Origin of the sequence: Micromonospora sp. NPDC005173 (assembly GCF_040608515.1) — a bacterium.
Lineage (GTDB): Bacteria > Actinomycetota > Actinomycetes > Mycobacteriales > Micromonosporaceae > Micromonospora.
The window spans coordinates 591,901-616,235 of the sequence record NZ_JBEXIK010000001.1; the positions used below are offsets into that span (position 1 = coordinate 591,901).

Consider the following 24,335-nt stretch of genomic DNA (forward strand, 5'->3'; position numbering starts at 1 on the left):
CGTCGGCCGGATCGGCACCGACCGGGGCGTCTGACCTATCACAACCGGGTCACCCACCGCGGGTTGGCCTGGGCCCAGGTTGGCACCTGAGTGCCGCGTACGGCCTCGAAGAGCCCGTTGCCGTTGTTGTCCAGCACCACGTACGAGACCTCGTCGATGGTCTGCGGCGACGAGGGCACCTGGACGCCGCGCATCCCGTCGGGCGGCAGCGCGCGCAGCGCGAGGAGCAGGTCCTCCAGGGGTACGCCGTTGGTGTCGACGGTCAACGAGCCGCCGACCGCCCGGAGCACCCGGTCCAGCTTGACCGGGTCGCTGCGCAGGTCCGCCTGGCCGGCGCTGTCCAGCATCGCCCGGAGCAGTTGTTGCTGGTGGTGCTGCCGGTCGTAGTCGCCGCCGGGCAGGTCGTAGCGCTGCCGTACGTAGTCCAGCGCCTGCGCTCCGTCCATCTGCTGGCAGCCGGTGGGGAAGACCCGTTTGGTGTGGATCGAGCGGACCTCGGTGTCCACGCACATCTGCACCCCGCCGAGCAGGTCGATCACCTTCCGGAAGCCGGAGAAGTCGATCAGCGCGGCGCCGTCGAACCGGATACCAGTGAGCCGGTTCAGGGTGGCGGAGAGCAGTTGGACGCCGGCCCGCCCGCCGCCGCCGTGCTCGTACGCCGCATTGATCTTGTCCTGACCGCCCCCGAAGCCGTTCGCGGGCGGGATGGCGACCAGCAGGTCACGCGGGATGGATACCAGGTACGCCTCCCGCCGCCCGGCCGGCACGTGCACGATGAGGATGGTGTCCGAGCGTTGGTCCGGCCCGCTGTCGCCGGGCCTCCGGTCGGAGCCGACCAGCAGGTAGTTGAGTGCCCGGTCCAGGTCGGTCCGCTCGGTGCGGGCGTCGGGGTCGAGCAACTGCTCCTTGGCCACCGTGCGGTCGTACCGGTGGCTGAGCGTCTTGAGCCCGACCACGGCGAGGCCGGCCAGCAGGACGAGGGCCAGGCCGACGCCGAGCAGGATCCGCGACCCACGGGCGCGACGCGACCGGGCGGATCGATCCTCGCCGGCCCGCCCCGCTGCGTTCCGCCCCCACCTGGACGTGACCGCCTCCCCGCAGCCGATACGTGAAACCTGCTCACGTCAGGTTACGGGCGGTGACTGGGTGGTCGCCGGAGTTTCGCGACTTCCGGCCGGCTGAGGGCCGTCACTTTCGGGTGGACATCACCTGGGGGTGGTTGAAGACGAATTCTGCGAGCTTGTCCTTCTTGAGAGCCTGGAACATCTCCAACGTCTCGGCGTTCAAGCCCTCACTGCCGTTGCCGTTGCCGTGGAAGGTGCCGCTGTTGGTCTTGAGCATGGTCAGCTCGTTCGCGGTGACGCCGCGCATGGTGAAGATGAGATCCTCGATGTCGGCGCCGCCGGTGTCCAGCACGAACGCCTTGCCGGCCGCCTTGATCAGCTGCTGGAGCTTCGCGGGGTTGGTCAACATGCCGCCGTCGGTGGCCTTCTTGGCCATCGCCTTGATCAGCTGCTGCTGGTTCTGCTGCCGGTCGTAGTCGCCGTTGCGGAGGGTCTTGCGCTGCCGTGCGTAGTCGAGCGCCGCCCAGCCCTCCATCTCCTGGCAACCCTTCTTGTGCACCACGGGCTTCATCGTCTTGCCGGTCTTCTTGGCGTCGGCGTTCCACATGGGCTTACCGTCGACATACTTCATGTGGATCGACGTGACCTCCTCGCCCACGCAGATCCGCACCGTGCCGAGGGCGTCGATGACGCCCTTGAACCCACCGAAGTTGATGATCGCGGCACCGTCGAAGGTGACCCCGGTGAGTCGCTTGATCGTCTGCGCCATCAGTTGGGCTCCACCCTCCCAGCCGCCGCCGTTGCGGGCGCCGATCTGGAACGCGGCGTTGATCTTGTCGGTGCCACCGTTGAAGCCGCTCTTCGGGAACGCCGGGATCTGCGCCTCGGTGTCCCGGGGGATCGAGATCAGGTACGCCTGGTCGTGCGAGGCCGGAATGTGCAGGATGATGATGCTGTCCGAGCGGACATCGTCGGCGGCCCAGCGCTCACGCGCGTCCACGCCGAGCAGCAGCATGTCGATCGGGCCGTCCAGGCTCGCCCCGCCCTCGGCGTCGGACTTGCCGGCCCCGCCCAGCAGGTCGCGCTGTGCGATGTCACCGGTCGCCTGGCCGATCAGCACCTTGCTGCCGACGATGGCGACCCCGCTGCTGAGCATCAGCACGGCGCCGAAGATGACGGTAAGCCGGGCCCAGAGCGGATCCTTGCGCCGGGGCCGTTTCTTCGCCGCACCGCCGCCGCCCGACCGGCCACCGTCGCCGGGCGGGCGACCGCCCGGTCCACCGCCCCCCGGACCAGGCTGCCCAGGTATGGACGAGGAGATCCGGCCGCTGGGCGCGGCGGACGAAGGGCGACGGCTGGCCTGAACCGGCATGCGTGCTCCAGCTCGTGATCAGGAGGGGGGCGGCACCACTGTACGTACATCATTTCGACTTGGCGAGTTCATCCCAGGGCAATCCGGACGCCGATTTCCCGGGGTTGGTCGATCGTCGCCATTCGATGACCCGATCGGGCGGCCGCCGGTCGGGCGGCCAGCCCGGTCGCCGCGGGCCGTACCGCCCAGGTCGGCGGCCGGGTCGGTCAGCCGCCGTTGGTGCCCTTCGGCGGGTTCGCCTTGACCCAGTCCGCCATGGTGTCCGACGACATGGCCCGGTACATCGCCAGCGCCTTCTCCCGGTCGGAGACCACCACCGACTCGCCGTTGATCGTCTCGCTACCCGAGTTCGGGCTGGTCACGAAGGTGAGGTTCTGGCCGCGCAGGTTGCGGAACTGCAGCGCCATGTCCGTCACCGAGAACCCCTCGTCGACCGTGGCGGCCGCGGTCACCGACTGGAGGAAGTCGTTGAGCTTCTTCGGGTTGGCCAGCGTGCCGGTGCTCGCCGCCTTGTCCAGCAGCGCCCGGAGGAACTCCTGCTGGTGCCTCATCCGGGCGAAGTCGCCGTCCGGGAACTGCTTGCGCTGCCGGATCCAGTCCAGCGCCTCCGCGCCGTTCATGTGGTTGGTGCCCTTGGTGAACGTCCGGTACGGCTTGTGGATCGAGGTGATGGTCCTCTCCACCTTCAGGTCGACCCCGCCGACGGCGTCGGTGACCTGCTTGAAGCCGGCGAAGTCGATGGCCATCACGTGGTCGATGCGGACGTCGCTGAAGCACTCCACGGTGCGGACCGCCAGCGGCAGCCCGCCGAACGCGAACGCCGCGTTGATCTTCGCGCGCTGGCCCGAGTCGCAGTCCGCGCCAGCGCTCTCCGGGATCGGCACGTAGAGGTCACGAGGGATGGAGACCAGGTACGCCTTCTGGTGGTCGGCCGGGATGTGCATCACGATGATCGTGTCGGCCCGCCACTGGCTCTTCGCGTCGACCGGCGCGTCCGGGTCCCGGGAGTCGCTGCCGACCAGCAGGATGTTCAGCGCGCCGTCGACGGTCTTGGCCGGCCGACCACCGGTGATCTGCGCGAACGGATCGGTCCGGGCCAGGTCGTTGTTGAGGTTGCGGGCGTACAACCAGGCGCCGATGCCACCGAGCAGGGCCAGCACCAGCACCGCGATGCCGGCCACCAGGCCGATCCGACCCCAGCGTGGCCGTGGGCCGCGCCGGCCCGGCCTGCCGGCGCCACCCGGTCCGCCCGGGCCGCCAGGCCCTCTCGGCCCGTCCGGGCCACCCGGGCGGGGCGGCTCCTCGTCGTACGACGGGTACCAGCGCGCCTCGGTCGGACGGGCGCGCCCGGAGGCGCCCCGGTCGGGGCCGGGCACCGACGCGCGCCCGGCGCTGCGGTGCAGATACGGGTACGGGGCGCCGGCAGACGAGGTCGCTGACATATAACTCAGGGTACGTAGCGCGAGCCACTGCCGCCTTCAGGCGGCGTTCAGCGACCGGCAGCGAGTCGCCGGCTGGTTACCCTAGCCGCGCGCGGAAGTACTCGATCGTGCGTCGCAGGCCGTCTTCGGGCGCCACGGTCGGCTCGTATCCGAGCAGTTCGCGGGCGAGGGTCAGGTCGGGGCGGCGCATCTCCGGGTCGTCGGCGCTTCGAGTGATGTAGGTCACCTCTGAGCTGCTGTCGGAGAGCGACACGATCAACTCAGCCAGTTGCCGCATGGTGAGCTCGTGCTCGGTGCCGCAGTTGACCGGCCCGGTCTCGGTCGAGTCGAGCAGCAGCAGGATGCCCTGGACCAGATCCTCGACGAAACAGATGGAGCGGGTCTGGTTGCCGGTGCCGTGCACGGTGATCGGCTCGCCGCGCAGCGCCTGGGAGATGAAGGTGGGGATGGCCCGACCGTCGTCCGGGCGCATCCGCGGGCCGTACGTGTTGAAGATCCGGACGATCGCCCCGTCGAGCCCGCGGTAGCGGTGGTACGCCATGGTGGCCGCCTCGGAGAAGCGCTTCGCCTCGTCGTAGACGCTGCGTACCCCGATCGGGTTGACGTTGCCCCAGTAGGTCTCGCGCTGCGGGTGCTCCTTCGGATCTCCGTACGCCTCGGAGGTGGAGGCCATCAGGAACCGGGCACCGTCGGCGACCGCGCGCTCCAGCAGGTGCAGGGTGCCCACCGAGCCGACCCGGAGGATCTCCACCGGCAGTTGGGCGAAATCGGTGGGGCTTGCCGGCGAGGCCATGTGCAGGATCGCGTCGAAGCGCTCGGCCAGCGCCGGGTGGTGGGTCGGCAGGCCGTCGGAGATGTCCGCCTCGACCAGGGTGAAGGCTGACCGGTCCAGCAGGTGGGCGACGTTCTCCTTGGAGCCGGTGACGAAGTTGTCCAGCGCCACCACCGTGCAGCCTCGGGCGATCAGGGCGTCCACCAGGTGCGATGGGACGAAACCGGCGCCGCCGGTGACGAGGACGCGATGACCGGAACCGAAGCGCTCAACAACCTTCATGCCGGTCAGCCTACCGATCCCCGGAATTGCGGAAGGGCCCCCTGTTGACGCCTGGCGTCGTACAGGGGGCCCTTCTTCACAGGTGCCGCGGTCAGTGGGCGCCGGCGCCGGTGATGGCGCGTACCTCCAGCTCCGCGTACTTCTCCTCGTCGTGCTCCTTGGAGATGAGCGTGCCGATCCACCCGCAGAGGAAGCCGAACGGAATGGAGATGATGCCCGGGTTGGACAGCGGGAACCACTGCCAGTCGTGATCCGGGAACATCGAGGTGGCCGCGCCGGAGACCACCGGCGAGAAGAACACCAGCAGTACGGCCGAGAGCAGACCACCGTAGATCGCCCAGACCGCGCCGGAGGTGTTGAACCGCCGCCAGAACAGGCTGTAGAGGATCGCCGGCAGGTTGCCCGAGGCGGCGACCGCGAAGGCCAGCGCCACCAGGAACGCCACGTTCAGGTTCTGCGCGTAGATCGACAAGGCGATCGAGACCGCGCCGATCACCAGGGCGGAGATCCGGGCGACCCGTACCTCCTGTCGCTCCGACGCCTCGCCCCTCTTCATGACATTCGCGTAGAAGTCATGCGCCAGGCTGGACGACGATGCCAGGGTCAACCCGGCGACCACCGCCAGGATGGTGGCGAAGGCGACCGCCGCGATGATCGCCAGCAGGGCCGCCCCACCGAGATCGCCGCCGAGGAAGTCGATGCCGAGCGCCTCGGCCAACTGCGGCGCGGCGGTGTTGCCGGCCTTGTCCTGCGCGGTGATCGCCTCGCTCCCGACCAGCGCCGCGGCGCCGAAGCCGAGGGCCAGGGTGAGCAGGTAGAAGGTGCCGATGATGCCGATCGCCCAGAGCACGCTCTTCCGCGCCGCCTTCGCGGTCGGCACGGTGTAGAAGCGGATCAGGATGTGCGGCAGGCCGGCGGTGCCGAGCACCAGGGCGATGCCGAGGGAGAGCAGGTCGACCTTGTTGTAGAAGGTCTGTGTGGCGTTGCCGGCCACCTCGACGCCGTAGCGCAACCCTGGTTCGAGGAACGCGCTGCCCTTGCCGGAGGAGGCGGCGGCGTCACCGAGCAGCGACGACAGGTTGAACTTGTACTTCGCCAGCACCAGCAGGGTCATCACCAGCGCGCCGCCCATCAGCAGGAACGCCTTGACGATCTGCACGTAGGTGGTGCCCTTCATGCCGCCCACGGTGACGTAGATGATCATCAGGGCGCCGACCATGATGATGGTGGCCACCTTGGCGGTGGCCGCGTCCATGCCGAGGAAGGTCGTCCCCGGCCGGATGCCGAGCAGCAGCGCGACCAGCGCGCCGGCACCCACCATCTGAGCCAGCAGGTAGAAGATCGACACCGTGATGGTGGAGACCGCCGCAGCCGTACGCACCGGACGCTGGCGCATCCGGAAGGCCAGCACGTCCGCCATCGTGTAGCGGCCCGAGTTCCGCAGCAGCTCCGCGACCAGCAGCAGGGCTACCAGCCAGGCGACCAGGAAGCCGATCGAGTAGAGGAAGCCGTCGTAGCCGTAGAGCGCGATGATGCCGGCGATGCCGAGGAACGAGGCGGCCGACATGTAGTCGCCACCGATCGCCATGCCGTTCTGGAAACCGGAGAAGGACCGGCCACCCGCGTAGAAGTCGGTCGCCGTCTTGGTCTGCCGGCTGGCCCAGATGGTGATGGCCAGGGTGACCGCCACGAAGACCAGGAAGAGCGTGATGGTCAGGTTGCGGGCGGTGTGGTTGCCCGCCTCAGCCGCGAGGACCATTCTCATGGGTCACCTCCCCGATCTCGGCGCGGATCCGGTCGGCGACCGGGTCGATCTTCCGGTCGGCGTACCGGGAGTAGAGCCAGGCGATCAAGAACGTGGAGACGAACTGGAGCAGGCCGAAGATCAGCGCGACGTTGATGTTGCTGCCGAACAGCTTCGTGCCCATGAAGTCCCGGGCGTACGCGGAGAGAATGACGTAGAGCGCGTACCACAGGAAGAACGCGACGGTCATCGGGAAGACGAAGCCGCGCAGCGCGCGCCGCAGCCCGGCGAACTCGTCCGACCGTTGTACGGCCAGATACTTGTCCGGTTGGGAAGCGGTCGGCGTGGGTGTGTCCGTGGACATCTGTGGATCACCACCTTCACAGGCGTCGGGGGAGTTTCGCGCACCGTAGAGAGCGCGCTCCCTGCCGGGGAAGGGTGAGATCGATGCCGGTCGGCGAGTGCGCCGAGCGGTTGGCTGGCTGCGCCGAGTGACCCAGGTCACTCCGGTGACCGGTGGGTCGACGCGGTCAGCCGCCGGGCCGCCCGGTCAGCCCGGCAGCTCGTGGTAGCGACCGCGGTAGTGCAGCAGCGGGGAGCCATCCTCGGCCAGGTCGACCGCCTCGATCGTGGCCTCCACCAGCAGTGCCCACCCGCATTCCCGGGCGGTGTCCAGCCGGCACCCGGCCCACCCGCCAGCGTCGGAGGGGACCGGCCCGTACGGCGTGTCGAGCCAGGAACCGGTGGCGAAGAGCCCACCCGGGGCGGGGAAGAGGCCGGCGAACCGGTCGGCGAGCTGCCGGTGCGGCGGGCCGAGTGGAGCCACCGCGAACCGGCCGGCCTCCTCGACCGCCGCCCAGAGATCGGATTCCGGGTCGATCAGCCCGAGCAGCCGGTCCGGCTCACCCTCGGCGACGAGAGTGGACGAGACGGTCAGCCCGGCCGGGCCGGGCGCCGTCCAGAGGGTCACCGGCGCGGCGAGCCGACCGCGCAGCCGGCGTACCGGCGATCGCTGCCCGGCCGGCACCGCGAACGGGTCGGTGTGGTGGATCTCGGCACCCGGATCATGATTCACGTGAAACATTGTGACCCCGCCACCCCACGTCGAGCGGGAGAGCCGGCCGTTCCGCCCGGCCTCGTGCTCAGCGGCGCGGCGTGACGGTGGCCAGCAGCTCCGGCTGCCGGCGGTCCAGCACGTCGCCGGCCAGATACGCGCCCAACAACGCCGCGCCCAATCCGTACGCCGCACCGACCGGCAGGGCCAACCAGAGCCACACGTCACCGAGCAGCGCCGCGGCCACCACCATCGGCACCGCGACGACTGCCGAGATGACCATGGCCAGCAGGGTGAGCAGGCCCTTCGCGATACCCGCACCGCTGTTCATCGCGAACGGGTTGCTCGTCTCCGGCAGCGAGTACGCCCCGAGCACCGAGACGAAGCTGTTCACCGCCAGCCCGGCACCGTAGGTGGCGGCCAGGCTGCCGGCCGTCAGGCCGATCCAGCCCGGGCGGCCGAGCACCACCGACAGGACCACCGCGACGACCGCCAGCATCGGCAGCACGTACAGCGAGAAGGCCGTCATCCGGGCGCGCAGCTCCACCCGGCCGGGCACCCCGGCCACCACGTTCACGGCGTACGCGCTGCCGTCGAAGCCGAACTGGTTGGCCAGGGTGACCGAGGCGAGCACGCCGACGAAGAGCATGGAGAGGGTGACCAGGACCGGTGAGCTGTCGGCGGCACTCGTCGTCAGACCCTGCTCGTCCTCGACCGCGAACCCCGCGCCACCAAGGTTGATCATCACCGGCACGAAGATGCCGACCACCGCGATCGTGATCAGGTTGGCCCGGCGTCGGGCGTCCCGCCACCAGTAGCGGGCCTCCCGGGCGACCAGCGCCCCGAACCGGTCACGACGGGCCCAGCCGGCGACCCGGGGAAACAGTTGGGCGACCGCGCCAGCGGTGATGTCGCGCTGGGCGGGGGCCTTACCGGCGCTCACCGCCCCCACCATCGCCGACTCCAGCGACCGCGACCACCAGGCCAGCAGGGCACCGAGCGCCACCACCGTGATCAGCAGCTTGAGCGGAGCGGCCCAGACCCGGCCCTGGGCCACGTCGATGCCGGCGGTCCACGGCGCGCCGAACGGGGTCCAGCCGACCACGGTCGCCACCCCGGTCAGCCGTGTCCAGTCCGTCTCCCGCAGCGCGGCGAGGCCGAAGACCTGCAACGGGCCGAGCAGCGCGGCGACCACCGCCAGCAGCACGGCCGCCAGGTCACGCACGCGGCGGGACCGCAGCATGGTGGCGAAGGCGCTGGTCACCGCCCGGCTGGCGGCCACGCAGAGCAGCAGTCCACCGATCACGCCGAGCACGGCCACCAGACCGGCGGACCAACCACCCAGCGCCCAGGCGGTGAGCACCAGCCCGAACGACGCGATCAGCACCGCCAGCACCGGCACGCTGATCAGAGCCGCGGCGAAGAGGCCGGTGACCAGCGTGCGTCGGGACAGCGGCAGCAGCGCGAACCGGGCCGGGTCCAGCGTCTCGTCCACCCCGAAGAAGACCAGCGGCATGAGCAGCCAGCCGAGCACCAGCAGCCCGCCACCGGCCGCCGCGATCAGCACCGCGTACCGGCCGTTGCCCGTCAAGCCGGGCACCGCGAAGAGGAAGAAGCCAGCGGCGGCGAACCAGAGCCCGACCAGTGCACCGCCGATGAACAGCGCGACCCGCCAGCCCTGCCCGCGGAAGTTGTTGCCCATCACCCGCAGCTTGAGCCGTATGAAGTGCCGGGCGGAGACGGCCCGGACCGGCCCGGCGGGTACGGCGGCGGCGCTCACTGGGAGAGCCACGACAGCTCCTCACCGGTCGCGGTGCGCCCGCCGACCACCTCGACGAAGACCTGTTCCAGCGATCGGTCACCGCGTACCTCGGCAATCGTGCCGACCCGCTTGATGGTGCCTGCGGCGAGGATCGCCACGTGCGAGCAGAGCCGTTCGACGACCTCCATAACGTGACTGGAGAAGACCACCGTGCCGCCGCCGGCCGCGTAGCGGGTGAGGATGTCCCGGATCAGAGCGGCGGAGACCGGGTCGACCGCCTCGAACGGCTCGTCCAGCACCAGCACCCGGGGGCCGTGCAGCAACGCACACGCCAGGCCGATCTTCTTCTTCATGCCCGCCGAGTAGTCCACCACCAGCGTCCGCCCGGCGTCGCCGAGCGCCAGCACGTCCAGCAGCTCCGCGGCCCGCTGGTCGACGACCGTGGGGTCCATTCCGCGCAACAGCCCGTTGTACGCCAGCAGCTCCGCCCCGGTCAGCCGGTCGAACAGCCGCACCCCGTCGGGCATCACGCCGAGCAGCCGCTTGGCGGCGATCGGGTCCCGCCACACGTCGTGGCCGAGCACCCAGGCCAAGCCGGCGTCCGGCCGCAGCAGCCCGACCGCCATCGACAGGGTGGTGGTCTTGCCGGCACCGTTCGGGCCGAGCAGGCCGTAGAAGGAACCGGCGGGAACGTCGAGGTCGACGCCGGCCACCGCGATCGTGCCGTCGAACCGCTTGGCCAGGCCACGCAGTGCGAGCGCGGGTTGCTCACCAGTCATGAGCCGACGCTATCGGTCGATCGCCAGTTCTGGGCTCCGGCGGTGGGTGGACCCGTCGTCATCCCCGAGGCGGACGGTCGTCCTCACAAGCGGAGGGCTTCGGGGGTGTGCAGGCGGAGCATGGTGGCAGCGACGTCGGCGGGGGCCCGTCGACGTGTCGCCATCGACACCGCGACCATCACCGTGAAGGCCAGTGGCACCGTCCAGGCGGCCGGCTGCGCGATGAGCGTGGCCGGCCAGCCGGACAACGGCGGGCCGAGCACGGTGACCAGCACCGCGCCGATCGCCGCGCCACCGCCGACCAGCACCCCGGCGGCGGCGCCCAGGTCGGTCAGCCCGCGCCACCAGATGCCGAGCACCAGCAGCGGGCAGAAGCTCGACGCGGCGACCGCGAAGGCCAGTCCGACCACCTGCGACACGTCCAACCCGGAGACGTTGAGCGCCAGCACCGCTGGCACGCCACCGGCGATCACCGTGGCCAGCCGGAAGCCGCGCACCGAGCCCCGGCCCAGCACGTCCGTCGAGATCACTCCGGCGACGCTGGTCAGCAACCCGGACGAGGTGGACAGGAAGGCCGCGAACGCGCCCGCCGCGACCAGCGCGGCGAGCAACCGCCCGGTCAGCCCGTCGCCGAGGGCCGCGCCGGGCAGCAGCACCACCACCGCGTCGGTCTGCCCACTGACCAGCAACTGCGGGGTGTAGATGCGACCGAGCACCCCGTACAGGGTGGGCAGCAGATAGAAAGCGCCGACCAGGGCCAGCACCACCAGGGTGGTCCGGCGTGCCGCCGCGCCGTCGGGGTTGGTGTAGAAGCGGACCAGCACGTGCGGCAGGCCCATGGTGCCCAGGAAGGTGGCCAGGATCAGCGAGTACGTGGCGAACAGGCCCCGGTCGTCGTCGCCGGCGGTGCTCGGCAGCAACCAGTCGTTGGCGTCGGTGGCCACCCCGGACACCTCCGGCACCGGGTCGCCGGCAGCGAAGGTCAACTCATCGCCGGGGCGTACCTCCCGGATCTCGCCGTCGGGCAGCGTGAGGGTCGCGCGGTGCTCGACCACGACGGTGGTCGCGGCCCGGAACGTCGGCCCGTCGGGCGGGGTCACCGCGGGCCGGCCGTCGGCCTGCCACTGCAACGCCAGGAAGATCACCGGTACGGCGAGCGCGGTCAGCTTGAGCCAGTACTGGAACGCCTGGACGAAGGTGATCGCCCGCATCCCACCGAGTGCCACGTTCGCGGTGACCACGCCGGCCACCAGCAGGGCACCGAGTGGGTACGGGGAGCCGGCCACCGTGGCCAGGGTGAGCCCGGCGCCCTGCAACTGCGGCACCAGGTAGAGCCACCCGATGAAGATCACGAAGGCCGTGGCCAGGATGCGCAGCCGGCGGGAGCCCAGCCGCAGCTCGCAGAAGTCGGGCAGGGTGAACGCGCCGGAACGGCGCAACGGCGCGGCCACGAAGAGCAGCAGGGCCAGGTATCCGGCGGCGAACCCGACCGGATACCAGAGCACGTCCACGCCGTACTTGAGGACCAGGCCGGCGATGCCGAGGAAGCTCGCCGCCGACAGGTACTCCCCGCCGATGGCGGCGGCGTTCCAGGTCGGGCTGATCGCCCGGGAAGCGACCAGGAAATCGGAGGTCGTCCGGGCCAGCCGTAGCCCGTAGAAGCCGATCCCGACGGTGACCAGGGTGACCGCGACGATGGCCGGGACCACGTAGTCGTTGGCCACCTCAGCGCTCCGGCCGCTGCACCAGGTCGGTGAAGTCCTGTTCGTTGCGTTCGGCCAGCCGCACGTACGCCCAGCCCACGCCGATCAGGAACGGGAAGGAGGCCACACCGAGCAGCAGCCAGGGCAGGTTGACGCCGGCGACGGTGGTCCGGCCGAGCGACGGTGCGATGGCGAACAGCCAGGGCAGCCCGCCGAGCCCGATCGCCACCACCAGCGAGAGCCGCAGCGCCAGCGCGAGCTGGGCCCGGACCAGGCCGCGGACCAACGCCTCGCCGACCTGGGTCTGCTGAGCCAGCTCGGCGCGGGTCCGCTCGGCACGAGTGTCCTGCCGGGTGATGTCGGCCAGCACGATCCGGGTCCGCCGGGGCGGCGGTACCGCACCGCCCGACCTGACGTCAGGAAGTTGCTTGGCCACCCCGGCAGTCTCGCCCGCCCTGCGCGATTGTCAAGCGGTCGCGGTCACCAGCGCCGTAGATCGGGACAGTCGGTCACGCTGGCGGTCGCCGGGGTCGGGCCGAGCTCCCGCCGGGCCCGTTCCCGGCCGAGGTTCGCGGCCCAGAGGCCGTCCCGGGGCAACTCGGCGGCGATCTCCCGCAGCGCGCACGACCGCATCGGTTCGGGCAGCCGGTCCAGTGCCGGTACGGCGTCGGCCGAGAGCCGGGAGAGGTAACCGACGTCCAACCGGCCGGTCTCCAGGTACCGGTCGACGTTCCGATCGGCGATCAGCCGGTCCGGGTTGACCACCGCCAGCCCGAGCAGAGCCAGCACCGCCGTGCCGATCACCAGCCGGGGCAGCCAGTCGGCTCGCATCCGTACCACGGCCACCCCGACCAGGACGAAGAGCAGCCCGAGCCAGAGTTCGACGGTCGCCACGACGAGCCGCAGCCGGGTGGCACCGTACGCGTCGGCGTAGACCTGCATCCGGTAGAGCGCGGAGGCGACGACGACCAGACTGAGCGCGGCAAGCGTGCCGAGCAGCACGCGGACCAACAGCCGGTCGGCCCTCGTGGACTGTGGTGCCCGCCGGGCGGCGATCGCGATCACCAGCAGGGTGAGCGCGGTGACGGCGAGCAGTTGCCAGAACCCACCGCGGGCGTACTCGGCGTAGGTGAGCCCGGCCGTCCGCAGCACGTGCCCCGCGCCGCCGAAGAACACCGTCAGCTGGACCGACACGAAGGCGGCGAAGAGGGCGTCGAGCAGCACCAGTGGCAGGGTCCACTCCAGCCGGTGCGCCGGTCGGGTCGGTGCCGCCCGCAGCCCTTCCAGGTTGGGTGGGCGGCTGACCAGGTACGCGCCGCCGAGCAGGCCCAGGCCGATCAGCAGCAGACGGGCCAGCCAGCCGACGACACCGCCCAGTGCGATGTCCGGCAGCAGACCCGCGACCAGGTCGGCGAAGACCGCGTCGGCGGAGGAAAAGAGCAGACCGAACAGTGTCAAGAGCCCGGCCGAGACCGCGAGGCTGGTCAGGAGGCGTCCGACCCCGGGGCCGGCCGGGCGGGTGCGGCGCAGCCCGCGTACCGCCCAGGGGAGCGCCCGTACCGTGGCGGCGGGCGGCAGCGTCGCGGCCACCAGCATCCCGAACGGGCTTCGCCCGCCGGTCACCGCGAGCGTCGCGGTGACCGCGGCGGCGATCAGGCAGAGCGCGAAGAGCCAGCCGGCGGCCCGGACCGAGCCGACCGCGACCAGTGCGACGGCCGCGGCGGCCCAGACGGCCCCCGCCACCCGCCCCGGTGCCCCCGTGGCACCGGGACGGGCGGCCGCCGCCGCAGCTGTCGTGACCGATCCGGAGGTCGTGGGCGGCGCTGCGGTGGTCGATGGCGCGGCTGTCGTGGCCGACCCGGAGGTGGTGAGCGGCGCTGCGGTGGGCGGTGGTGCGGCTGTCGTGGTCGGCCCGGCGGTGGTGGGTGGCCCTGCGGTCACGGTGGCGGGTGCCGTCGGCGACTCGGCGGTGGTGGGCGGCGCTGCGGGTGTCGGGGCAGGCGTGCGGGTCGCGGTCGGGCCGGGGGCCGTGGGCGGAGCGGTCGTGGGTGGTGCGGGGGCCGTGGGTGGTGCTGGTGGCGTGGCGGCGGTGACCGGGGTGGTCGTGGCCGCGTCGGGTGGGGCGGTCGTGGCCCGCGCCGCCGAATCGCCGGAGCTGGTCTGTCGCGGTATTTCCGCCCGCAGCGACGTCCCGGGTCGGATGACGCTGGCGGTGACGAGGGCGACGGTGGCGGCCAGCGCGGCCACCAGCCAGCCGACGCCGGGGCGAACCACCGACAGTGTCGAGGCACCGATCGCCGCGGCCGCCGTCAGCGCGGCCAGGACCACCGGGCGGGCGGCGTCGGACGGCCCCGGCCAACGACGTTCGAGCAGCGAGGGTGGCCGGGGCGTGACCGGCGGTGCGGGCCAGGGTTGGGGCCGGCCGGCCGTTGGCGGGAGCGCCGGGCCGGGGCCGAACCAGGGCTGGCCGGGCCTGCCCGGAACGGGAGGTCGCGGGTCGCCGGCCGGGACGTGGGTGCTGCCAGGGCTGGTCATGCGGCCTCTTCTCGGTATGGCCCGTCGCTGGGGATGGCGACCTGGATGCGACAGCCGGGCTGGGTGCCTCCGGTCTGTTCGGCGGGATCGAGGACCCGGATCTGGCCGCCGTGCAGTTCGACGACCCACCGGGCGATCGCCAGGCCGAGTCCGGTCCCGCCGCCGGCCGCCCGATCGCCACGGGTGAACCGTTCGAACACCCGGGAGCGCTCCGCCGGTGGGATCCCCTGGCCCTCGTCGCTCACCTCGAAGCGAAGCTGGCCGGCGTGTTCCTCTGCGCTCACCCGCACTGTGCCGCCGGGCGGGCTGTGCCGCGCCGCGTTGTCGAGCAGGTTCGCGAACACCTGGTGCAGCCGCCACGGGTCGGCGTGCACGGTCAGCGGCACCGCCAGCTCGCGGAGCCGGAAGCGCACGTCCAGCCCCGCGCCGCAAGCGCTCGCGGTGGCGTGCTCCACCGCCTCGTCGAGGAAGTCACCCACGTCGATGCGGACCCGCCGCAGTGGGACCACCCCGGCATCGAGGCGGGACAGGTCGAGCAGGTCGGCGACGAGGTGTCCGAGTCGCTCGGTCTGGGACAGCGCCGAGCGCAGCGCCGCGGGTTCGGGTGCGGCCACCCCGTCCACCATGTTCTCCAGCACGCCCTGCAACGCGGTGATCGGCGTACGCAACTCGTGCGAGACGTTCGCGATCAGCTCCCGTCGGCGCTGGTCCGAGGCGTGCAGGTCCTCGGCCATCTTGTTGAACGCCTGAGCCAGCTCGCCGACCTCGTCCCGGGAGGTGGCGCGAACGCGGCGGGTGTAGTCACCGCGTGCCATCGCGCCTGCCGCCGCCGTCATCTCCCGCAGCGGCGAGGTCATCCCGTGGGCGAGCACCTGCGAGGTGAGCAGGGCGACGGCGATGGCGGTCGCCGAGGTCACCGGCGGCGGCCAGCCGATGCCGTACGAGAAGTACGCCAGCCCGGCCGCGCCGGAGGCGACCAGCAGCACGCCCAGTTTCAGCTTGATCGAGCGCACCGGATCCAGCGGGCGCGGCAGCAGTTCCAGCACCCGGTCCAGGCGAGCGAGCAGGACGGCGCTCAGGACGACACCTCCAGTGCGTAGCCGACTCCGTGCACGGTGCGGATGAGGTCGGCGCCCAGCTTCCGGCGTAGCGCCTTGACGTGGCTGTCCACCGTGCGGGTGCCGCTCCCCTCGGCCCACCCCCAGACGTCGGCGAGCAGCCGCTCCCGGGGGAGGACCGTGCGGGGCCGCCCGGCGAGGTGGACCAGCAGGTCGAACTCGGTCGGCGTGAGGTGTACGTCCGCGCCGGCCCGACGGACCCGCCGCTCGGCCTCGTTGATCTCAATGTCGCCGAGGTGGATGGCGGGTGGTGCGGGCGCGGCGGCCCGTTCCACCCGGCGCAGCAGGACGTGCACCCGGGCGGCCAGCTCCCGCATCGAGAACGGCTTGGTGAGGTAGTCGTCCGCACCGACCGCGAGCCCCACCAGCAGATCGGTCTCGTCGTCCCGGGCGGTGAGCATCAGCACCGGCACCGGCCGGACGGCCTGGATCCGCCGGCACACCTCCAGGCCGTCGAAGCCGGGCAGCATCACGTCGAGGACGACGAGATCCGGCTGTCCGGTGCGGAACTGCTCGACCGCGCTGGGGCCGTCCGCCGCGATCTCCACCGCGAAGCCCTCGGCGCGGAGTCGGGCGGCGACCGACTCGGCGATGGTTCGTTCGTCCTCGACCACCAGTACCCGGCGTTGCCTCATGGGTCCTGACTGTAGGGAGCCGGCGTGGAGATCGGTGGGTGGCGTTGTGAACAACCTGTGGAGAACGGGTCACGCCTGTGGATAACTCGGTGGACATGCCGGCCGGCCTCCGCGAACACCCGAGGTTCGTTGTGGACGACCGACCGAGCTGTCAGGGTGGGCCGGTGGACGACCTCCAGGATCTTCCCGAGGACGACCAGGTCTACGAGATCTTCGACGGGAGCCTGCTCGTGTCCCCCATGTCCGACCGGACGGCCATCCTCCGTGGACTCGGCGCACCCTGACGGTCAGTCCAGGCCGACGCGCTCCGGCCGGGCCGAGGCGGAGCCGAGCCAGGTGTGCGGGTTGCCGTACCAGCACCAGCCGAGCTTCGGCGCGCCCTGGCTGATCCAGAGCGCTGGCACCCGCTTGTCGCCGCACCGGGAGCCGACCAGTGAGAAGCACCTGTTGCTGGCCAGCGAGGCCGGGTGCAGCGTGATGAAGGCGAGCCCTTCGTCGATGGTGAGCGGCAGCCGGCCCTGGGCGGTCATTCCCTCCATGGCCGTGGCGGGCGGCAGGTTGCGGAACTCCTCGCCCCGGTCGACGTCGAAGAGCAGGTACGCCGGCCCGGCCGGCACCTCCAACTCCTTGATCGGGTCGAAGCGCGGCAGGTCGTCCTCGGCGTAGTGCCGGTCGAGAATGCCGGGCTTGCGCTTTCCGGCCAGGGTGGTGAGCTCCAGCCGGGCCTCCACCCCGACCAGGTCCCGCGTGGTGACCAGCAGGAACGGCACCCGGGCGTCGGTGGGCGCGGGCAGGCCGGCGGCGCCCTCGACCGCCTTGGCCCGCAGCGGTGCGACCAGGTCGCGGAAGGCGGCCTCGGGCAGTTCGGCGAGGGCGGGGTAGCCCAGCTCAACCAGTCGGTCGAGTTGGCGGTCGAACTCGGTCTCGGCGTCGAACGGAGTCTCGGTCACGGCGGCCTCCCGGAAGTCGTACGGACTAGCGTACAACGTACGAGAGCGGCCGTCCCATTCCCGAATCAGCGACTCCAGTCCTGCTTCGCGGCCCTGACCAGCTTGTCCTTCAACTCCCGCGTGTGCCGGCGACTCACCGGCAGCTCGGTCGAGTCGATCACCACCACATAGCCGGAGTTGACCAGCCGCAGCTCCGCGATCAACTTCAACTGCACCAGGTACGACCGGTGCACCCGGACGAAACCGGCGTCGGCCCAGCGCTCCGCCAGCGTGGCCAGCGAGACCCGCACCAGGTGCGACCCCTCCGCAGTGTGCAACCGGGCGTAGTCCCCCTGCGCCTCCACCCACCGCACCGCCGAGCGGGGCAGCATCCGGGTGGTGCCGGCCAACTCGATCGGGATGGTCGGGTCCTCCTCCGCCCGGGCCAGCGCCGCCGGATGTGACGGCACCACCCGCGAGCCGATCACCCGGCGCAGCGACTCGGCGAGCCGCTCGGCACGGACCGGTTTGCGCACGTAGTCGGTGGCCCCCAGGTCGAAGGCATCCACCGCGCCGTCGTCGTACGCGGTGACGAACACGATCGCCGGTGGCCGGGCGAACCGGCGCAGCACCCGGGCCAGCTCCATTCCGTCCAGCCCGGGCATCCGGATGTCCAGGAAGACCACGTCGACGTCACCGTCGCGGAGCAGCCGCAGCGCCTCGGTGGCGTCCCCGGCGGTGTGCAGGCGGGCCACCCGGGGGTCAGCCCGCAGGTGGTACGCCAGCTCGTCGAGCGCCGGCGGCTCGTCGTCCACCGCCAGTACGCGGAGAAATCCGGACGCGTTCACCACTGCCGACCCGGGTCGCTCGCTCACGATCCGGCCCGTACGCCGGGGTGGAACTTCGGCACCCGCATGCTCACCTTGGTGCCCGAGCCCAAGCCGGTCTCCACGACCAGGCCGAACCGGTCCCCGAAGACCGACCGCATTCGCTCGTCGACGTTGGAGAGGCCGACGTGCTGGCCCGGGTCGTCGCCCGGGTCGCCGGTGCTGCGGGCCAGCTCGGCGATGCCGGCGGTCAGCGTGGTCGGATCCATTCCCACCCCGTCGTCCTCCACGGTGATGTGGCATTCGGCGCCCGCGTCCCGGGCCTCGATGCTCACCATGCCCGTGCCCGGCTTGCGGGACAACCCGTGCCGGACCGCGTTCTCCACCAGTGGTTGCAGGCAGAGGAACGGCAGCGTCACCGGCAGCACCTCCGGGGCGATCTGCAGCCGCACCTGTAACCGGTCGCCGAACCGGGCCCGCTCGATGGTCAGGTAGCGGTCGATCGACCGCAGCTCCTCGGCCAGCGTGGTGAACTCCCCGTGCGCCCGGAACGAGTACCGGGTGAACTCCGCGAACTCCAGGATCAGCTCGCGGGCCCGCTCCGGGTCGGTGCGGACGAACGAGCCGATCGCGGTCAGCGCGTTATAGATGAAGTGCGGGCTGATCTGCGCCCGCAGCGCCCGGATCTCGGCCCGTGCCAGCCGCTCCCGCGACGAGTCCAGCTCGGCCAGGGCGAGCTGGTTGCCGGCCCAGTGCGCGGTCTCCAGGGTGGCCTGCACCAGCCCGGGCGCCGGCGGACTGTCGGCGATGGCCACCAGCGCGCCGACCACCCGGCCGTCCGCGCCGTGCAGCGGCGCGACGACCGCCCCCCGGACCGGGCAGTCGACCCGGTCGCAGCTCAGCTCGTGCTCACCGAGCACCGTCGAGCGCCCGGTGTCCATCGCCCGCCGGGCCGCCGTGAGCAGTTGCTCGCCGTGGTGCGCGCCGCGCCCGTCGAGGGCGAGCACCTCGTCGGCGTCGGTGAGCGCCAGCCCGGCCGCGCCGACCAGAGCGCGCAGATGGCGTACGGCCTTCGCCGCGCCCGCCGCGCTCAGCCCCGCCCGCAGTGGCTCGGCCGCCAGCCCGGCGGTGTGCAGCACCTCGTAGGTGGCCCGCTGGGTGGCGGTGGCGATGCCCCGGCGAGCGCGCAGCCGCAGTACGGCCAACAGCGCCGCGGTCAGCGCGGTGACCAGCGAGACGACGCCGACGACGGCGGAAAGGTTGCCACCCACGCAGCGATCCTGGCCCCTCCGGCCCGGCGCGCCAACCCCTAGTACGCGCCCTTGCGCGCGAGCACCACTCCGACGGTGCGCCACAGGATGCTCAGGTCGTACGCCAGCGACCAGTTGTCGACGTAGTAGAGGTCCAGCCGGACGGCCTCGTCCCAGGACAGGTCGGACCGGCCAGAGACCTGCCACAGGCCGGTCATGCCGGGGCGGACCAGCAGTCGGCGGCGTACGTCGCCCAGGAAGTCGCCGTCGTCGGCCGGCAACGGGCGGGGCCCGACCAGCGACATCTCACCCCAGAGCACGTTGATCAGCTGCGGCAGCTCGTCCAGCGACGAGGCCCGCAGGAAGCGGCCCACCGGGAAGACCCGCGGGTCCTCCTTCATCTTGAACATCATGCCGTCGGTCTCGTTCCGGTCGACCAGGCTGGCCAGCCGGTCCTCGGCGTCGACGTACATGGTCCGGAACTTCCACACCCGGAACGTGCGTCCCTCGTGGCCCACCCGGGGTTGGCGGAAGAAGACCGGCCCGGGGTCGGAGATCCGGATCGCCAGGGCGACGGCCAGGAAGAGCGGGACCAGCAGCAGCAGGCCGAGGCCGGCGGCGACCCGGTCCATCAGGTTCTTGGCCAGCAGCGCCGGCCCGGAGAGGGTCGGTTCCTCGACGTACAGCAGGGGCAGGCCCTCGATCGGCCGGATGTGCACCCGGGGGCCGGCGATGTCGGTCAGCTGTGGGGCGACCACCAGGTCGACCCCGGAGCCCTCCAGCTGCCACGCCAGTCGACGCAGCTCGCCCGGCTCGGCGCTGGCCGACCCGCAGACCGCGATGGTGTCCCCGCCGACCTCCCGGACCAGGGCCAGGACGTCCCGGCCGGCGTGCACCGGCACCGGGGTCGGCATCCCCCGGGCCGCCGCGTAGCCGTCGGTGATGTGGATGGCGACCGGCACCAGCCCGGCGGCCGGGCTGCGGGTGACCGCCGCGTAGACCTCCAGGCACTCCGGCAGGGTGCCGACCAGCACCATCCGGTGCGCGGCCTGCCCGGCCCGTCGGCGGATGTAGTGCAGCGCCCAGCGGGCCACGAACCGGCCCCACAGGATGAGCAGCAGCGCCCCGAGCAGGGCCGTGCCGACCGTCCACCGGGACAGCGAGGTCTTGGTGGCGAAGGCGAGGAAGGAGACGCTGGCCGCGACGGTGACCCCGGCCCGGATCACCCGCTTGAACTCGTCGGGCCCGAGCCCCAGATAGCGCCGGTCGTACGCCCGGTTGCTCCAGAGGGTGACCACCCAGCCGAGCGGGAGCAGCAGGTAGGAGACGGTGTGGAACCAGGTCGGGTCCTGCTGGGTGCCGCTGAAACCGGAGGCGGCCTGGTCAAAGAGCTGGATCGCGATCCAGCTGGCGAACGCCGCTGAGGCGAAGTCGAGCAGCAGGAGGATCGCCGTGTAGGGGCGGTGCCAGCGGGAGACACGGCGTCGCGCCCTGGCCCATGCCGACCGCGGGACACCGTTGTGCGACGGCGGCGTCGGCGGCTGGATCTCGAAGCTGTCGACGTGCCGCACGAGTCTGCTCCGGCCTTCGTTGGTTACCGGGCGCTGGAGGCTTGCCGTCACCTCACCCATGTCCTCCCGCATGACACGTGCCGCTCACTCGCAGTGAGGGCCCGGGTCGCCCACCGTCCCAGTCTCCCACGCTGGCTCCGACCGGTCGCTGCCCCGTAGGAGATTGGCGACCGATGGTGCCGGCGGGATCTGGCCGGCTCCGCACCATTTCAGAAGCCGGGGACCGGGCCACTATACCGATGGATGCGCGTGTGGCGAGAACGATGGACCGGAGCTTCGGCTCAGTCGGGCTGATTCCGCTCCGTAGTCGGCGAGTGGAATTACTCACCGTACGAGTCGAGACAACCGTCGGTCAGCGAGCGGCTTGCCGCCGGTCTGGCAGGTCGGGCAGTACTGGAGGCTGGAGTCGGCGAACGACACCTCCCGCACGGTGTCCCCGCACACCGGGCACGGCAGCCCGGTGCGGGCATGCACCTTCAGCCCGGAGCGCTTCTCGCCCTTCAGCTCCGCGGCCCGCTGGCCGAGGGAGCGCTCGACCGCGTCACCGAGCACCTGCCGGGTGGCCGCGTGCAGGGTGGCTAGCTGGTCGTCGGTCAGCCGGTCGGTGATCGCGAACGGGGACAGCTTCGCCGCGTGCAGGATCTCGTCGGAGTACGCGTTGCCGACCCCGGACAGCACCGACTGGTCGGTCAGCACCCCCTTGACCTGCCCACGCCGGCTGCGCAGCCGCTCGGCGAAGGTGGGCAGGTCCGCGGCGAGCGCGTCCGGGCCCAGCTTGGCCACCCCGGGCACCGCCACCGGGTCGGTGACCAGGTACGCGGCGAGCTTCTTCTGCGTGCCGGCCTCGGTGAGGTCGAACCCGGAGCCGTCGTCGAGGCGGACCCGCACCGCGATCGGCCCCTTGCCGGGGCGCAACGGGGTGGTGGCCGGGAACGCCTCCCGGTAGTGCAGCCAGCCTGCCCTGGCCAGGTGGACCAACAGGTGCAGGTCGCCCTCGAACAGCACGTCGAGGAACTTGCCGTGCCGGCGGGCGTCGACCACCGCCCGACCGGCGACCGCGGCCGGTGCCGGGTCGTACGTCTTCAGGGCGCTGATCGCGGCGATCTCCAGCCGGTCGACACGCCACCCCACCGCGCGCTGCCGCAGGTAACCCGCGAGCGCCTCAACCTCCGGTAGTTCGGGCACGACACAACGGTAGCCTTCTTTCCGGTGAGCGCGAGGAATGAGCTTGCGAGTCCCTGCCACGAGCGCGAGGAGTGAGCTTGCGAGCCCCGCAGTCGCGAGCAGGAGCCGGCATGACTGCGAACGAAAGGCGAGCTCTGTGAAAATCGTGGTGGCGCACAACCGGTACCGGGAAGCCCAGCCCTCCGGCGAGAACACGATCGTCGACTCGGAGATCGCTCAGCTCACCGCTGCCGGCGTCGAGGTGCTGCCGTTCATCCGCAGCTCGGACGAGATCCCGTCGATGTCGAAGGCGGCCAAGGCGCTGCTGCCGATCTCGCCGATCTGGGCTCCGCGAGCCCAGCACGACCTGAGCCGGCTGCTCACCGAGCACCGGCCGGACGCGCTGCACCTCCACAACCCGTACCCCCTGCTCTCGCCCTGGGTGGTGCGGACCGCGCACCGGCACGGCGTGCCGGTGGTACAGACGGTGCACAACTACCGGCAGGTCTGCTCCTCGGGGATCTATTTCCGGGACGGCGTGATCTGCCAGGACTGCAAGGGTCGGGCGCTGGGCGTACCGGCGATCAAGCACCGCTGCTACCGCGACTCGGCGGCGCAGAGCGCGCTGATGGCGACCACCCTGGCCGTGCACCGGGGCACCTGGCGGTCGGTGGACCGGTACATCGCGCTCACCACGGCGATCGCCGACCACCTGCGCGAATACGGCATTCCGGACGAGCGGATCGTGGTGAAGCCGAACGCCGTGCCGGACCCGGGTCGGCCGGCGCCACTCGGCGACGGCTTCCTCTACATGGCTCGGCTGAGCCCCGAGAAGGGCGTCGACCTGCTGTTGGATGCCTGGCGTCGGCACCCGGTGGGCGCACTGGGCACCCTGCGGGTGGCCGGGGACGGCGAGCTGCGCCCGCTGGTGGAGGCAGCCGCCGCCGAGCGACCCGACGTGGTCTACCTGGGTCAGCTCGACCGGGCCGGGGTACGGGCGGCGGTCGAGGCGAGCGCGGTGGTGATCGCCGCCTCGATGTGGCACGACGTGCTGCCGACCGTGATCATCGAGGCGTTCGCCAGCGGCCGGCCGGTGCTCGGCACCGCGTTGGGCGGCATTCCGTACCTGGTCGGGGCGGATGCCCCACACGAGCCCTCCGGCACCGGGCCGGCCGAGATCGCCTCCGCCGTCGCCGGGGGCGGCGGGTCGCCAATGCCGGCCGGAATCGGCCTGGGCGAGGCTGGCTGGGTGGTGGCCCCGGAGCCGGCCGCGCTGGCCGCCGCCCTCCCGGTGGCCCGGGCAGGGGCCGCCGGGCTCGCCCCGGCCGCCCGCGCCCGCTACGAGCGGACCTTCCACCCCGACGTGGTCACCAAGCAGCTCATCGACATCTACGTGGGCATGGCCCGCACCGCGCACCACCCCTGACCTCGCCCCGCCCCGCCCGCCGCCTGCCGCCAGGCCCGGCAAGATCGCGCTCAACTGGATTAGCGAGGGATCCTGGTCCTTCAGGGTCGGGAGGAGTCGCGTCATGGGCCGGGACGTTTCTGTTCTTTGATGTAGTCCTTGATCACTTCTAGTGGGGTGCCGCCGCAGGACGCGGCGAAGTACGAAGGGGACCATAGGCGCCCGTGCATGATGTGCCGATTGATCCGGCCGGTGAACTCCTTGCGCAGGTAGTGCGCCGAGACGCCCTTGAGTCGGTTGACCAGCGTGGAGATCGGCAGCTTGGGCGGGTAGTGCACGAGCAGGTGGACGTGGTCGTCCTCGCCGTTGAACTCGCGCAGCTCGGCGCCCAGGTCGGCGCAGACCTGCCGCATGATCTGTTCGCAGTGGGTGAGCATCGTGTCGTTGAGGACGTCCCGCCGATACTTGGTGACGAAGACAAGATGTACGTGCAGGTTGTAGACAACGCTTCTACCTCTGCGAATATTCGGGTCCGGCGTCCATCGTGGTGACATAGATAAGATGATATGGTGTGGGCATGCCTGCGAAAGTCGCGTGGTGCCGCTGGCCGACGTCGATGGCAGCCGAAGCGGACGACGCGGACGACGAGGACGCCTGGTGAAGATTGTCGTGCAGGTCCGGCTGTTCCCGGACGCCGCTGCGCAGGCGGCGTTGCGGGCCACTCTGGACCTGTGCAACGACGCCGCGAACGTCGCTTCCGGGCTGGCGTACCAGCGGCGGGTGTTCGCCAAGCAGTCGTTGCAGCGGCTCACCTACGGCCAGTTGAAGGACATGGGTCTGTCCGCGCAGCCCGCCATCCACGTCGCCCGGAAGGTATCCGGCGCGTACGCCACCCTGAAGGCCAACATTCAGGCCGGCAACCTCGGC

The 24,335-nt window shown here is 71.5% G+C and carries 21 protein-coding genes and 1 pseudogene; 2 read left to right on the plus strand and 20 right to left on the minus strand.

What is annotated here, in order from left to right; translation table 11 throughout:
* Window positions 1-38: 38 nt before the first annotated feature.
* From ABZV00_RS02865 to ABZV00_RS02955, 19 genes and pseudogenes are all read right to left on the minus strand, one after another.
* Window positions 39-956: an LCP family protein gene (locus tag ABZV00_RS02865; RefSeq protein ID WP_355601259.1), complete on the minus strand. Its 918-nt coding sequence runs from the start codon at window positions 954-956 to the stop codon at window positions 39-41.
* A gap of 232 nt (window positions 957-1,188) precedes the next feature.
* A complete protein-coding gene (locus ABZV00_RS02870; protein ID WP_355601366.1) occupies window positions 1,189-2,220 on the minus strand; it encodes an LCP family protein in 1,032 nt (343 codons plus the stop codon).
* Between the two features lie 422 nt (window positions 2,221-2,642).
* Window positions 2,643-3,878, minus strand: a complete 1,236-nt coding sequence (locus ABZV00_RS02875; protein WP_355601261.1) for an LCP family protein — start codon at window positions 3,876-3,878, stop codon at window positions 2,643-2,645.
* A 76-nt stretch (window positions 3,879-3,954) separates the two neighbouring features.
* Entirely contained in the window at window positions 3,955-4,932 is a 978-nt protein-coding gene (locus tag ABZV00_RS02880; protein WP_355601263.1) for an NAD-dependent epimerase/dehydratase family protein, read from the minus strand.
* A gap of 91 nt (window positions 4,933-5,023) precedes the next feature.
* Window positions 5,024-6,697, minus strand: coding sequence for a cation acetate symporter (locus ABZV00_RS02885; protein WP_355601265.1), 1,674 nt, complete (start codon window positions 6,695-6,697; stop codon window positions 5,024-5,026).
* Entirely contained in the window at window positions 6,675-7,040 is a 366-nt protein-coding gene (locus ABZV00_RS02890; RefSeq protein ID WP_355601267.1) for a DUF485 domain-containing protein, read from the minus strand. The genes ABZV00_RS02885 and ABZV00_RS02890 overlap by 23 nt, the downstream gene beginning before the upstream one ends.
* 186 nt (window positions 7,041-7,226) lie before the next feature.
* Window positions 7,227-7,760 (minus strand): annotated as a pseudogene (locus tag ABZV00_RS02895) (flavin reductase family protein); the annotation flags it as partial.
* 58 nt (window positions 7,761-7,818) lie between these two features.
* Window positions 7,819-9,522: an ABC transporter permease gene (locus tag ABZV00_RS02900; protein ID WP_355601269.1), complete on the minus strand. Its 1,704-nt coding sequence runs from the start codon at window positions 9,520-9,522 to the stop codon at window positions 7,819-7,821.
* Window positions 9,507-10,271 (minus strand): ABC transporter ATP-binding protein, encoded by a 765-nt coding sequence (locus ABZV00_RS02905; RefSeq protein ID WP_328421843.1) that lies wholly within the window; start codon window positions 10,269-10,271, stop codon window positions 9,507-9,509. Before ABZV00_RS02905 ends, ABZV00_RS02900 begins: the two co-directional genes overlap by 16 nt.
* A gap of 83 nt (window positions 10,272-10,354) precedes the next feature.
* Complete coding sequence (locus ABZV00_RS02910; protein WP_355601271.1) at window positions 10,355-11,995, minus strand: cation acetate symporter; 1,641 nt, start codon at window positions 11,993-11,995, stop codon at window positions 10,355-10,357.
* Between the two features lies 1 nt (window position 11,996).
* Window positions 11,997-12,410, minus strand: coding sequence for a hypothetical protein (locus tag ABZV00_RS02915; protein WP_328421838.1), 414 nt, complete (start codon window positions 12,408-12,410; stop codon window positions 11,997-11,999).
* Between the two features lie 44 nt (window positions 12,411-12,454).
* Complete coding sequence (locus tag ABZV00_RS02920) at window positions 12,455-14,509, minus strand: DUF4173 domain-containing protein (RefSeq protein ID WP_355601273.1); 2,055 nt, start codon at window positions 14,507-14,509, stop codon at window positions 12,455-12,457.
* Complete coding sequence (locus ABZV00_RS02925; protein WP_355601275.1) at window positions 14,506-15,555, minus strand: HAMP domain-containing sensor histidine kinase; 1,050 nt, start codon at window positions 15,553-15,555, stop codon at window positions 14,506-14,508. The genes ABZV00_RS02920 and ABZV00_RS02925 overlap by 4 nt, the downstream gene beginning before the upstream one ends.
* A 29-nt stretch (window positions 15,556-15,584) precedes the next feature.
* Window positions 15,585-16,262: a response regulator transcription factor gene (locus ABZV00_RS02930; protein WP_355601277.1), complete on the minus strand. Its 678-nt coding sequence runs from the start codon at window positions 16,260-16,262 to the stop codon at window positions 15,585-15,587.
* Between the two features lie 287 nt (window positions 16,263-16,549).
* Window positions 16,550-17,212: a DUF5701 family protein gene (locus ABZV00_RS02935; protein WP_355601279.1), complete on the minus strand. Its 663-nt coding sequence runs from the start codon at window positions 17,210-17,212 to the stop codon at window positions 16,550-16,552.
* 65 nt (window positions 17,213-17,277) lie between these two features.
* Complete coding sequence (locus ABZV00_RS02940; RefSeq protein ID WP_203148278.1) at window positions 17,278-18,039, minus strand: LytTR family DNA-binding domain-containing protein; 762 nt, start codon at window positions 18,037-18,039, stop codon at window positions 17,278-17,280.
* A gap of 23 nt (window positions 18,040-18,062) precedes the next feature.
* Window positions 18,063-19,289, minus strand: coding sequence for a histidine kinase (locus ABZV00_RS02945; protein ID WP_355601281.1), 1,227 nt, complete (start codon window positions 19,287-19,289; stop codon window positions 18,063-18,065).
* 38 nt (window positions 19,290-19,327) lie between these two features.
* Window positions 19,328-20,899 carry a sugar transferase gene (locus tag ABZV00_RS02950; RefSeq protein ID WP_355601368.1) on the minus strand — a complete coding sequence of 524 codons (1,572 nt, stop codon included), beginning with the start codon at window positions 20,897-20,899 and terminating at the stop codon, window positions 19,328-19,330.
* 264 nt (window positions 20,900-21,163) lie between these two features.
* Entirely contained in the window at window positions 21,164-22,024 is an 861-nt protein-coding gene (locus ABZV00_RS02955) for a DNA-formamidopyrimidine glycosylase family protein (RefSeq protein ID WP_355601283.1), read from the minus strand.
* A 136-nt stretch (window positions 22,025-22,160) separates the two neighbouring features.
* Between ABZV00_RS02955 and ABZV00_RS02960 the strand changes: the two genes are divergently transcribed.
* Window positions 22,161-23,429, plus strand: a complete 1,269-nt coding sequence (locus tag ABZV00_RS02960) for a glycosyltransferase (RefSeq protein WP_355601285.1) — start codon at window positions 22,161-22,163, stop codon at window positions 23,427-23,429.
* 101 nt (window positions 23,430-23,530) lie between these two features.
* Here ABZV00_RS02960 and tnpA read toward each other — a convergent pair whose 3' ends face one another.
* A complete protein-coding gene (gene tnpA, locus ABZV00_RS02965) occupies window positions 23,531-23,962 on the minus strand; it encodes an IS200/IS605 family transposase (protein ID WP_355601287.1) in 432 nt (143 codons plus the stop codon).
* Window positions 23,963-24,065: 103 nt separating this feature from the next.
* On the opposite strand from tnpA, the gene ABZV00_RS02970 reads away from it, so the two are divergent.
* Window positions 24,066-24,335, plus strand: a 270-nt coding sequence (locus ABZV00_RS02970; RefSeq protein WP_355601289.1) for a hypothetical protein, incomplete at its 3' end; no start/stop codon positions are given.

What these genes read in the sequence shown, in the direction of transcription:
- ABZV00_RS02870 (WP_355601366.1), bottom strand. Translation starts at nt 2,220, where the DNA reads ATGCTCAGCAGCGGGGTCGCCATCGTCGGCAGCAAGGTGCTGATCGGC.
- ABZV00_RS02875 (WP_355601261.1), bottom strand. Translation starts at nt 3,878, where the DNA reads ATGTCAGCGACCTCGTCTGCCGGCGCCCCGTACCCGTATCTGCACCGC.
- ABZV00_RS02880 (WP_355601263.1), bottom strand. Translation starts at nt 4,932, where the DNA reads ATGAAGGTTGTTGAGCGCTTCGGTTCCGGTCATCGCGTCCTCGTCACC.
- ABZV00_RS02885 (WP_355601265.1), bottom strand. Translation starts at nt 6,697, where the DNA reads ATGAGAATGGTCCTCGCGGCTGAGGCGGGCAACCACACCGCCCGCAAC.
- ABZV00_RS02890 (WP_355601267.1), bottom strand. Translation starts at nt 7,040, where the DNA reads ATGTCCACGGACACACCCACGCCGACCGCTTCCCAACCGGACAAGTAT.
- ABZV00_RS02905 (WP_328421843.1), bottom strand. Translation starts at nt 10,271, where the DNA reads ATGACTGGTGAGCAACCCGCGCTCGCACTGCGTGGCCTGGCCAAGCGG.
- ABZV00_RS02920 (WP_355601273.1), bottom strand. Translation starts at nt 14,509, where the DNA reads ATGACCAGCCCTGGCAGCACCCACGTCCCGGCCGGCGACCCGCGACCT.
- ABZV00_RS02930 (WP_355601277.1), bottom strand. Translation starts at nt 16,262, where the DNA reads ATGAGGCAACGCCGGGTACTGGTGGTCGAGGACGAACGAACCATCGCC.
- ABZV00_RS02950 (WP_355601368.1), bottom strand. Translation starts at nt 20,899, where the DNA reads ATGGGTGAGGTGACGGCAAGCCTCCAGCGCCCGGTAACCAACGAAGGC.
- tnpA (WP_355601287.1), bottom strand. Translation starts at nt 23,962, where the DNA reads ATGTCACCACGATGGACGCCGGACCCGAATATTCGCAGAGGTAGAAGC.